6 protein-coding genes, 1 tRNA gene, 2 rRNA genes and 1 pseudogene (1 of these 10 running past the window's edge) are annotated in these 10,993 nt (G+C 58.4%); 4 read left to right on the forward strand and 6 right to left on the reverse strand.

Annotated features, from left to right (window positions below):
- Both PYH37_RS27520 and PYH37_RS27525 read left to right on the forward strand, forming a co-directional pair.
- Window positions 1-1,350 carry an HlyD family type I secretion periplasmic adaptor subunit gene (locus PYH37_RS27520; protein WP_280734644.1) on the forward strand — a complete coding sequence of 450 codons (1,350 nt, stop codon included), beginning with the start codon at window positions 1-3 and terminating at the stop codon, window positions 1,348-1,350.
- Window positions 1,351-1,442: 92 nt separating this feature from the next.
- Complete coding sequence (locus PYH37_RS27525) at window positions 1,443-1,937, forward strand: hypothetical protein (RefSeq protein WP_280734646.1); 495 nt, start codon at window positions 1,443-1,445, stop codon at window positions 1,935-1,937.
- Window positions 1,938-2,109: 172 nt separating this feature from the next.
- Here PYH37_RS27525 and PYH37_RS27530 read toward each other — a convergent pair whose 3' ends face one another.
- Complete coding sequence (locus PYH37_RS27530; RefSeq protein WP_280734647.1) at window positions 2,110-2,871, reverse strand: DUF1194 domain-containing protein; 762 nt, start codon at window positions 2,869-2,871, stop codon at window positions 2,110-2,112.
- A gap of 312 nt (window positions 2,872-3,183) precedes the next feature.
- Here PYH37_RS27530 and PYH37_RS32520 point away from each other — a divergent pair.
- Together PYH37_RS32520 and PYH37_RS27535 are read left to right on the forward strand one after the other, a co-directional pair.
- Window positions 3,184-3,289, forward strand: a pseudogene (locus PYH37_RS32520) (DUF2950 domain-containing protein); the annotation flags it as partial.
- Window positions 3,290-3,398: 109 nt separating this feature from the next.
- The gene (locus tag PYH37_RS27535) at window positions 3,399-5,504 is read left to right on the forward strand and encodes a mechanosensitive ion channel family protein (protein ID WP_280734648.1); all 2,106 of its coding nucleotides are present in this window, start codon (window positions 3,399-3,401) and stop codon (window positions 5,502-5,504) included.
- Between the two features lie 302 nt (window positions 5,505-5,806).
- On the opposite strand, the gene PYH37_RS27540 is transcribed toward PYH37_RS27535, so the two are convergent.
- From PYH37_RS27540 to PYH37_RS27560, 5 genes are all read right to left on the reverse strand, one after another.
- Window positions 5,807-6,745 (reverse strand): DUF429 domain-containing protein, encoded by a 939-nt coding sequence (locus tag PYH37_RS27540; RefSeq protein ID WP_280734649.1) that lies wholly within the window; start codon window positions 6,743-6,745, stop codon window positions 5,807-5,809.
- Window positions 6,746-7,090: 345 nt separating this feature from the next.
- A complete protein-coding gene (locus PYH37_RS27545; RefSeq protein ID WP_280734650.1) occupies window positions 7,091-7,243 on the reverse strand; it encodes a hypothetical protein in 153 nt (50 codons plus the stop codon).
- A gap of 356 nt (window positions 7,244-7,599) precedes the next feature.
- A tRNA-Met gene (locus tag PYH37_RS27550) sits at window positions 7,600-7,676 on the reverse strand.
- A gap of 91 nt (window positions 7,677-7,767) precedes the next feature.
- Window positions 7,768-7,882 (reverse strand): 5S ribosomal RNA (rrf, locus tag PYH37_RS27555).
- 369 nt (window positions 7,883-8,251) lie between these two features.
- Window positions 8,252-10,993, reverse strand: a 23S ribosomal RNA gene (locus tag PYH37_RS27560) (it continues 53 nt past the right edge of the window).

Below are 10,993 nucleotides of genomic sequence, written 5' to 3' on the forward strand. Positions count from 1 at the left end.
ATGCAGCCGGACAAGCAGAGCACCAATCCGCATGACACGGTTGAATGGTATGCCGACGTTCCCCGCTCGATCAGGCTTCACTGCTTTGCAGGCCTCGCCTTGATTGCGGTGTCGTTCGGCGGCTTCGGCTACTGGGCCTTTGCCGCGCCGCTCGCCGCGGCGGTTATCGCCCAGGGTAGCTTCGTCGCGAACGGCAACAACAAGATCGTGCAGCATCTGGAAGGCGGAATTATCGAAGAACTGCTGGTCACCGAAGGCGAGAAGGTGCAGGCCGGCGATGTTCTGGTGAAGCTCGACCAGACTGCCGCACGCGCCAACGAACGCATGCTCAATCTCAAGCGCCTTAGGCTGGAGGCCGTCGTCGCGCGACTGAGGGCGGAGGCGTTGGGCAGCGACACTTTCAAGATGCCCGACATTGTGGCCGACCAGGCCGGCGATCCGGATGTCCGCGCGATTATCGAAAGCCAGAATGTCAATTTTCGCAGCAAGAAGATCAAGCTGCAGGATCAGCTCAGCCTGATCGGCCAAAACATCCGCTCCCTCGAGTTCCGCGCCAATGGCTATGAGTTGCAGCAGGAATCTTTCAACAAGCAACTGCAGATCCTCAATGAAGAGCGGGAAGCCAAGAGCAAGCTCGCAAACAGCGGCCTCATCAGGCGGCCGGAGCTTCTAGCGCTGGACCGGGCGATTGCCGACGCGATGGGAGAGATCGGCAGGCTGGGAGCGGAAGTGAAGGAAAGCAACACGCAGATCGATCGCTATCGTCAGGAGGCGGTCATCGCCATCAACACCAACAAGCAAGCGGCTCTCGATGGGCTGGAAGCGGCGGAAGCCGATCTCGATGCTGTGCGCGAGCAGGTCCGGGAGGCGGCCGAGGTGCTCGGCCGCGCCACCATCCGCTCGCCTGTGGACGGCACGGTCGTGCGCAGTTATTTCCACACCGCCGGTGGCGTCATTGCGACCGGAAAGCCGATCATGGAAATCCTGCCGGCCAATGTGCCGCTGATCATCGAGGCGCAGGTGCTCCGCACCGCCATCGATCAACTCAAGGTTGGAGAGAACGCGACGATCCGCCTCTCGGCGCTGAACCGCCGTACGACGCCGGTTCTGAACGGCAAGGTCTTCTATGTTTCGGCCGACTCGATCGAAGACGTCGCCGGCGGAGAGCAGCGCGACGTCTATATCGTTCGCGTCGAAGTGCCGGCCAGCGAAATCCATCGCGTGCACGGCTTCCGCCCGGTGCCCGGTATGCCGGCGGAAGTGCTGATCACGACATCGGAACGGACATTCTTCGAATATCTGACGAAGCCGATCACCGACAGCATGTCGCGCGCATTCAAGGAGACCTGAGAGCCCGCCCGGCCTGCAGGAAGCATTCGGAGGATTGGTCCTGCCGCGAAGCTGCCAGGGCCGATTTTGGAGGAGCGTATTGGAGGACCGCCATGGCGGCTATGCAGGATGTGCTTTTGCTCGTTGGCCGCCTGAACTATGTCTGGACCAACACTGAAAGCCTACTGATCTACATCATCGCCCACCTGCTGAGGGTGGACAAGGAATCTGCGATCATCGTCTTCCTGACGTTGAATACGACACGCGCGCGCATCGACCTTACCGAGCGTTTGGCGAAGCTGTCGGCGACGCCGCCTGAAACACGCGATGAGGTCCTTGCGATCACGGAACGCCTGAAGCAGCAATCGAAGATGCGAAACAAGTACAACCATTGCATCTACTCCTTCGACGAACAGGGAGAGATTTCGAGCACGCAGTTGATGCGGCTGGTCGAGGGGGAGAAGCACGTGCGCTACGGCAAGGTGGAGCAGCTTGACGCGCGCGAGCTTGAGCGTCTCGAGAATGCGATCCGCGAAATTACCGACATCAGCAAGACTCTGTGGACCTTCATCCGCTCGCGACCCGACTTCGACGAGCGCTCGATCTAACGTTTGCATGATTGCTTGACTATGCGGATGAGTGGCGGAGGGCTAACCGCTCGCGCCAATGCCGCTCTTCCAGAAAAAGCTCGCCGATATGCGGACCACTCACCCAGCTTCGGCGCCGAAACCGCACTGTTTGGACTTACGGGATCTATGGAACATTAGTGCGCTCCATCGTCTAGGGTCCTGGGGGCAGCATCAGCCCAGTCACGCAGTCTATCTGTTCGGTATCGACAATTGGAAGAGCAGGTGGAGGATACCGATCGCTCACTTCGAGGATCAGTTTCTGCCGGATCGCAACGGCGAAGTCTTCTGGTTCATGCACGGGCAACATGAACGATCCCGGGCCGCCAATCACGCAATCTCTGTAGTAACGGTCCAAACCGCCAATCGAGGCCGTCGGACGGATGAGGATTGCGAGCCCGTTGATGATGATATCGCGGCTGAGGGCGGCATCTCGGGCGGGCGTGACAGATGGGCCAACATTGTTCGGCCCGTCACCGGAAATATCAAGGATACGGCGGGTACCCGAAAATGCATTCCTATCAAACATTGCCGTACCGAAGAGGATTGCATTTGAGATCGAGGTGCCGCGTCGAGGGCCGATTTGTTGCACCTCGATCTTTGCCGCGAAGTCCTGAGCGTCGCCCTCGTCGTCAATCAGCTCCCACTCCAAGACCGATGTTTCGTTTACGAAACCTGCCCACTCGAAGTATCCGAGTGCGATGCGCCCGAGCTTTCCGTTCCTGATTGCATTGATAAAGTCCGGATGTCGAAGCGCCTCAACATAGCCCTCGCGTTGCATGCGCGTCTCTTCCATGTCCATGGAGCCGGACACATCAACGGCCAATATCAGCTCCACATCGACCGGATATGGTAAGGCGGCCGGGTTTATGACCCCACCACTAAGAGAAATGAGCAATGCAAGCATATTCAACATCGCATCCCCCAATCGTCAGCAGGAGAATGTAACACAGCGTTCGAGTTTCGCGAGCGCTCCTCTGCATGGTACGAATGTCATCGTTAGCCTGTGGTGTCCAGCTAACGCAGCCGCGCGGCACTCGCACACGCACTCACGCAGCTACAGAAGCGAAACCGCGCTATTTCGAATTACGGGATCCTTGGAAGGAGCGCCTCTAAAATCGCACGACCACTCCGAGGATCAGGCCGTCCTGCACGACATCGAAGACAAAACCGTCACTGTTGTTATAGTCGAAACCGAGGGGGCGCGATAACCCACCACCGCCACGATAAATGGGCCTTCGACACCTATGTCGGGCTGGAGGAGATCGTCAACCGCCGCGTCGGATCGCGATGTGGACAGCGTCTTCGAATATGCCCATAAGCTGATCAGCAGCGGCCGGCGGATGTCACCATCATGCTGCAGGAGCGCGCCTACACTTCGCAGATTTGGTACAGTTCACAATCCTGAGTAGATGACTTGGTGCAAGCAGTAGGGGTAACCGGATGGGCGTAGTTTCAAGGCGTGGGCGGCGAGCATTTCTCGCCTCGCTCTTTCTCATCCTCCAATTGGTTTTCGGTGTCGCTCCCCTGGCGGCCCAGGAGCCGTCAACGGCCGCGCCGCCCGCCAAAGTCCAGCAACTGATCCGGTTGTTGGACGATCCAGAAGTCCGCCAATGGCTCGCCTCCAAAGAGGCAGCGCCACCGGCGGCAGTCGCGCCGCCGGCAGGGCTCGCTTCGCAGTGGATCGCAGCGGTCAAAAGGCACCTCGATGGCATGCGAGCTGCCGCGCCGCGGCTAGTTCCCGAATGGCAGGCAGCGAAGAATCGTATTGCCAACGACATGCAAAGCCAAGGGACGATGCCCATCCTTCGGGGCTTCGCCTTCGTCCTCCTCGTCGGCTACGGCGCCGAGGTTCTCCTGCGTTACTTCCTGCGGCGCAGCGCGAGTCGTTATGAAGGCCAACCCCATGGACTTGCCGCTTTTGTTCGGGTCGCTCCGCTTGTCGTCTTTGCGATTGCCGCCACCATCGCCTTTGTCCTTTCCGATTGGCCGCGCCAGTTGGAGACGGCTGTCGCGCCGCTGCTGGTCGCCTGGATTGTTGCGCGCCTGCTGATCGCGATCGCATCGGCGACGCTAAAGCCAGCGGACAACGACGAACCGGCAGCGGAGCGGCGAGAAGGGAAGGTTTCACTTCAACCCGACGCAGCGCGCTTCTGGTACAGGCGATCCGTCTTGTTCATCTGTGCTCTGGCTTTTTTGTGGGCCGTCCTTGATCTGATGCGCGCGCTTTCGTTTCCGCCCGCTGTCCGCGACCTCATGGCCGCTGGTCTCGGGCTCGTTGTCCTATGCTTGGCAATAGATACAACGCTGCGCCGACCCGTTGCCGAGACGACGGCGGCGCGCCGGATGTTGCGAACCGCCTTGATCGTCGCCTTTCTCACCCTGCTGTGGTTCTTTTGGGTCGCTGGCATGAAGGTCCTGTTCTGGATCGGTGTCTATGTCCTTGGCCTGCCGCCGCTCCTGCGGTTCACCAGCGCTGCGACGAGGAGCATGCTCGACGCCGAGGCGACAAACAACGTTCGCGTGATGCGCAATGTCCTGATCGACCGCGGTGCACGGTTCGCGATCATCGCGCTTGCGGCCGCCTGGCTCGCCCTCGTCTTCCAGATCAACGGCACGGCGATGATGCAGGACGATGTCTTCAACCGCATTTTCCGCGGCGTGCTCGCCGGCGTCGTCATCCTGCTGGCGGCGGATCTCATCTGGCAACTGACGAAGGAGTGCATCAATCTGCGCATGAACCAGGCGAGCATCGACATTGCGGATTCGGCGCAGCTCGCCCGCAACACACGCCTGCGCACGCTGCTGCCGATCCTGCGCAACTTTCTCGCCGCCTTCATCGCGGTGGTTGCCGGCATGATGGTGCTCTCCGGCCTCGGTGTCGCGGTCGGCCCGTTGATCGCCGGCGCAGGCGTCTTCGGCGTCGCCATCGGCTTCGGCTCGCAGACGCTGGTCAAGGACATCATCAGCGGCATCTTCTACATGATGGATGATGCCTTTCGGGTCGGCGAATATATCCAGAGCGGCAGCTACAAGGGCACGGTCGAATCCTTCAGCATTCGCTCCGTTAAGCTGCGCCATCACCGCGGCCCGATCTTCACCGTGCCCTTCGGCTCGCTTGGCGCCGTGCAGAACATGAGCCGCGACTGGGTCATCGACAAGTTCTTGATCAACGTCTCCTTCGATACCGATGTCGCCAAAGTGAAGAAGGTGGTGAAGGGTGTCGGAGCGGCATTGCTCGAGGATCCGGATCTCGGTCCCCTGATCATCGAAACGGTGAAGATGAAGGGCGTCGAGCAGTTCGGCGATTATGGCATGACGCTGAGTTTCGCCATGACCACGAAGCCCGGGCATCAGACCCAGGTCAGGCGGCGGGCTCAGGCTTTGATCAAGGAGGCATTCAAGAACAACGGCATCCATTTTGCGTCGCCGACGGTACAGGTCGCCGGTGACGAGACGCAGGCGACTGCGGCAGCAGCCGCCACTCGCGATGCGATCGCCAAGAAGAACGCCGCGGCGGCGCAAGGTGAGGAGCCAACCGTAGAATAGCGCCGTCGCGGTGTAGCCACAGGCCAATGATCCTTCGTTCGTCGAGGCGCTTTCGATTTCGAAAGGTTTGCCAAGCACCGAAGCCTGAAGAGAAAGTGAGGCTTCCGTCGGAAGCCGCAGGTCTTGCCAGCATACTTCGCCGCGAGGTTGTCGAAGACGTCGTAGCAAACCCTCTTCTGCTGCATCGGAATGCCAGAGATTGGAATCGGCGCCATCGCCGTCTGGATCAAATGAACGCAGCTTGTTTCAGGTTGCGGACATGTTGCGATGCATGGCGGCAACGCCTATTAACTTCGGCGATTTTAGCCGGCCGAACCGGCTTGTCCCAGAATCCAGCCTTCCCAGATCGTGATAGCCTCATCACCCGGAGCGCCTTCGGATCTGTAGTCCGTGGCGACATCGAGCATGCCGAGCAGGCCGATGGTTGCGTCGAAGCGGTCTTCGCCAGTTTTGCCCGCTCCAAAGCCGTTCTCGATGAGTGAGTGGATGCATGAAGTATCGACGTGCCGGTGGCCAATGGCCCAGCGCATGAGATAGGAACCCACTGCGCGACGCCCGGACTGCTGCCGCTTGCTCCAGGCCGGGCGGCGTGGGATGCCGAGCTGGCCGTAGACATCGCCGGGATAGGTTTCTGCGAGGACGACCGGATACTCGGTCACCAGCTTTGGCAGATTTCCATCGAACGGCCAGAGGCCGACCTCGCCCAGCCTTGGTAGAATAATCTCCCGCCAGCCGGCGAGCGCCGCCTTCCCAACCTGGTTGCCGCCAAGTGTCCAGAACAACATGCAGGCCGCTTGGCGATCGCGGGTCGCCCTCTCGCAACGGCGCAGCAGATCTTCGGCCGTGTCAATGCCGAGAGCGTCGAACAGATGTGCTCTGCTGGTTCCTCCTGGACGCATCGGATAGAAGGGGCGGCGGATGGAAATGCGATCACGATGATCGGCGACATCATACCATTCTGCCCATGGTCCTCGTCCGAAGCCTGCGAGAGCATCCCGGAACGATGCGAACCCGGTTTGTCTTCCGTACCATTCCGGCAGGCCGATCGGAAAATCGAATCCGATCAGCACGGCACCGCTGCTTTGGGCCCGATGCTGGAGGCGATCGATGAGTGAGGCTGTATCGCCGACTGGTTCAGGCATGGCAATGATCCAGCGACCATCCTTCGACACCGCGACCGTCATCCATCGTTTCGACCTGTCGATGCTCCAATCGCAATGCGCGATCACCGAGATATCCATACCGTCTCCGCACGGGCCCAATGCAATGGTTGTATCAGAGAAGCCTACTGCATGATTCCTTAAATCGGAGCCGATTTAAGGAAAAGACATGCAGCAATTCAAAGTGCTACAGCGACCTTCGTGCGTCTGGAAAGACGCCCGGCGCTGTAGAACGACAGACCTAAGCGGGTCCATCATCAAGGCATCAATCATAGGAGTTCCGTAGGATTTCCTTCACGGCAGATCCGCCAACGCCCGTGCATCGAACAGCGCGCGGACCAGGGGCGCTGAACGGCGGCCGGTTGAGCTCGAGCACCTTCATTGCCTTTTCAAGGCCGCCTCAAGGCGGGCAGCGGAAAAACCTCATCAAACAAATATCCGCAAAATGAAGGCCGGCCGTCTCGCCGGTTCGACGACGAGCTCGATCAGCTTGAACTCCGCCGCGAGCAGATCGCCCGCGAACTCGACCGGGCCGATGCAGCCGCAGACAATGACCGCCTGGCAAAGGCTGAAGGACAAGTTCAGTCCTGTCGGCATCGAAGGCCTGATGAACTTCCGGCTTTTCAACGCCGCAATGATGCCGCCGAGTCAATGCAGCGCTTTCTGCCGCTCGTCCGGGGCCTGATCCAGAAGCTGTGATCGGCAAGACGCCGGGTCGCGCGCCGGCATCGCTGGAAGTGCATGGTCGTATCGCCAGTGTCATGGCGGCAATGGAGGCGGCAGCCGCCGTGGAATGGCGCGTCGAGGTTGAGAAGCAGAATGACTGTCTGGAGAGGCTGGCGGCTGGTGCGCTTGACCCGGAGGTCAAACAAAAAGAGCTCCTCGGCGCTTGTGCGGAGGAGCTCGATAGAAGCGACTTGCGATGCAAGTCTCGTTGGTTGCGGGGGCAGGATTTGAACCTGCGGCCTTCAGGTTATGAGCCTGACGAGCTACCGGGCTGCTCCACCCCGCGTTATCGGTTGTCGCTTGTTGCGGCGTGTCTGTCCGGCCTTGCGCCGGTGCTGTGAGAGAAGATGTTGGTTTGTTTGTCTTGCGTTTTGCAGACCTGGCAGCGACCTACTCTCCCGCGTCTTAAGACGAAGTACCATCGGCGCTGGGGCGTTTCACGGCCGTGTTCGGAATGGGAACGGGTGCAGCCACCCCGCCAGAACCACCAGGTCGGCAAAGCGCAAGATTTGGCCGGCAACGCAATCTTGCTCTTTGCTGGCGCGGCTAGCTTGTCCTTCTCGCTTGTCGCTCGAAGGGCAGCCGCGCTGGCCATACAGTCACCCTTTTGAGGGGATGCACCGTCGGCCCAAGAACAAGTTTCGCATGCGTTGCATGGCAAAACCATATTGAGAAGCTGGCGAGGTTTGCACCTCTTTTTGAACACGTCTTTGACGGCGCCTGTGGCACTTGCCGGAGCTTTGGCTCCGCAAGGCCAGCGGCCGTCGCGCCTTTCGGCGCGGCCCGTCCGGAGCGCGTTTGGCGCGTCAGGACAGAACAATAGCATCATCAAACTTCGTTTGATGAGCATAGGCAACAAGAACGATCAAGCCGATCGAACGATTAGTACCGGTAAGCTTCATGCGTTGCCGCACTTCCACACCCGGCCTATCAACGTGGTCGTCTTCCACGGTTCTCAAGGGAATACTCGTTTTCAGGTGGGTTTCCCGCTTAGATGCCTTCAGCGGTTATCCCTTCCATATATAGCTACCCTGCTATGCCCTTGGCAGGACAACAGGTCCACCAGAGATATGTCCATCCCGGTCCTCTCGTACTAGGGACAGATCCTGTCAATATTCCTACACCCACGGCAGATAGGGACCGAACTGTCTCACGACGTTCTGAACCCAGCTCACGTACCGCTTTAATTGGCGAACAGCCAAACCCTTGGGACCTGCTCCAGCCCCAGGATGCGATGAGCCGACATCGAGGTGCCAAACAACCCCGTCGATATGGACTCTTGGGGGTCATCAGCCTGTTATCCCCGGCGTACCTTTTATCCGTTGAGCGATGGCCCTTCCACGCGGGACCACCGGATCACTATGACCGACTTTCGTCTCTGCTCGACTTGTCAGTCTCGCAGTCAGGCGGGCTTATGCCATTGCACTCGACGAGCGATTTCCGACCGCTCTGAGCCCACCATCGCGCGCCTCCGTTACTCTTTCGGAGGCGACCGCCCCAGTCAAACTACCCACCATACACTGTCCCGGATCCGGATGACGGACCGCGGTTAGACATCCATGTCGATAAGGGTGGTATTTCAAGGACGGCTCCACAGGAACTGGCGTCCCTGCTTCAAAGCCTACCACCTATCCTACACATGCCGACACGAATGCCAGTGTAAAGCTATAGTAAAGGTGCACGGGGTCTTTCCGTCTGACCGCAGGAACCCCGCATCTTCACGGGGAATTCAATTTCACTGAGTCTGCGTTGGAGACAGCGGGGAAGTCGTTACGCCATTCGTGCAGGTCGGAACTTACCCGACAAGGAATTTCGCTACCTTAGGACCGTTATAGTTACGGCCGCCGTTTACTGGGGCTTCGATTCAGAGCTTGCACCCCTCCTCTTAACCTTCCAGCACCGGGCAGGCGTCAGACCCTATACGTCGTCTTGCGACTTCGCAGAGCCCTGTGTTTTTGATAAACAGTCGCTACCCCCTGGTCTGTGCCACCCCATCCTACTTGCGTAGAAAAGGGTCACGCTTCTTCCGAAGTTACGCGTGCAATTTGCCGAGTTCCTTCAACGCAGTTCTCTCAAGCGCCTTGGTATGCTCTACCTGACCACCTGTGTCGGTTTCGGGTACGGTCTATATGGTGGAGCTATTTCCTGGAACCGCGTCCCCGCCTGGACAATCCAATAAGTCCAGACAGGTCAAGCGATCCGTCACTACCACCAGGCCCACGAATATTAACGTGGTTCCCATCGACTACGCGTGTCCGCCTCGTCTTAGGGGCCGGCTAACCCTGCTCAGATTAACTTTAAGCAGGAACCCTTGGTCTTTCGGCGAGAGGGTCTCTCACCCTCTTTATCGTTACTCATGTCAACATTCGCACTTCCGATACCTCCAGGACCCCTCACGGGTATCCCTTCACAGGCTTACGGAACGCTCCGCTACCACGTGCTTGCGCACATCCTCAGCTTCGGTGCATGGCTTTAGCCCCGTTACATTTTCGGCGCAAAGACCCTTATTTAGACCAGTGAGCTGTTACGCTTTCTTTAAATGATGGCTGCTTCTAAGCCAACATCCTGGTTGTTTTGGGATCCTCACATCCTTTCCCACTTAGCCATGACTTGGGGACCTTAGCTGGAGGTCAGGGTTGTTGCCCTTTTCACGACGGACGTTAGCACCCGCCGTGTGTCTGCCGACTAGTACTCCTCGGTATTCGGAGTTTGGTTAGGATCAGTAAGACGGTGAGTCCCCATAGCCCATCCAGTGCTCTACCCCCGAGGGTATTCGGTCGACGCACTACCTAAATAGTTTTCGCGGAGAACCAGCTATTTCCGAGTTTGATTGGCCTTTCACCCCTAGCCACAAGTCATCCCAATCTATTGCAACAGATGCGGGTTCGGTCCTCCAGTTGGTGTTACCCAACCTTCAACCTGCTCATGGCTAGATCACTCGGTTTCGGGTCTAATGCGACATACTAAGGCGCCCTGTTCAGACTCGCTTTCGCTACGCCTCCACCTATCGGCTTAAGCTTGCATGTCACACTAAGTCGTTGACCCATTATACAAAAGGTACGCCGTCACCCTTGCGGGCTCCGACTGTTTGTAGGCATCCGGTTTCAGGTTCTATTTCACTCCCCTTGTCGGGGTGCTTTTCACCTTTCCCTCACGGTACTTGTTCGCTATCGGTCATGCACGAGTACTTAGGCTTGGAGAGTGGTCTCCCCATGTTCAGACAGGATTTCTCGTGTCCCGCCTTACTCAAGGACAATGAGTGTTCTACGTGTAAGGGGCTATCACCCTCTACGGCCCGCCTTTCCAAACGGTTCCACTTCATTCCTCATTGCCACTGGCCTGGTCCGCGTTCGCTCGCCACTACTTGCGGAGTCTCGGTTGATGTCCTTTCCTGCAGGTACTTAGATGTTTCAGTTCCCTGCGTTCGCTTCTTATCCCTATGTATTCAGAATAAGATACCTTTCAACAATGCTTGGAAACCTAAGCCGTGCTTTCGCACGGCTTAAATTTTCCAAGCATCTAAGGTGGGTTGCCCCATTCGGAGATCCATGGATCAAAGCTCATTCGCAGCTCCCCACGGCTTTTCGCAGCGTATCACGTCCT

The sequence above is a fragment of the Sinorhizobium numidicum genome (assembly GCF_029892045.1).
In the GTDB taxonomy this organism is placed as follows: domain Bacteria; phylum Pseudomonadota; class Alphaproteobacteria; order Rhizobiales; family Rhizobiaceae; genus Sinorhizobium; species Sinorhizobium numidicum.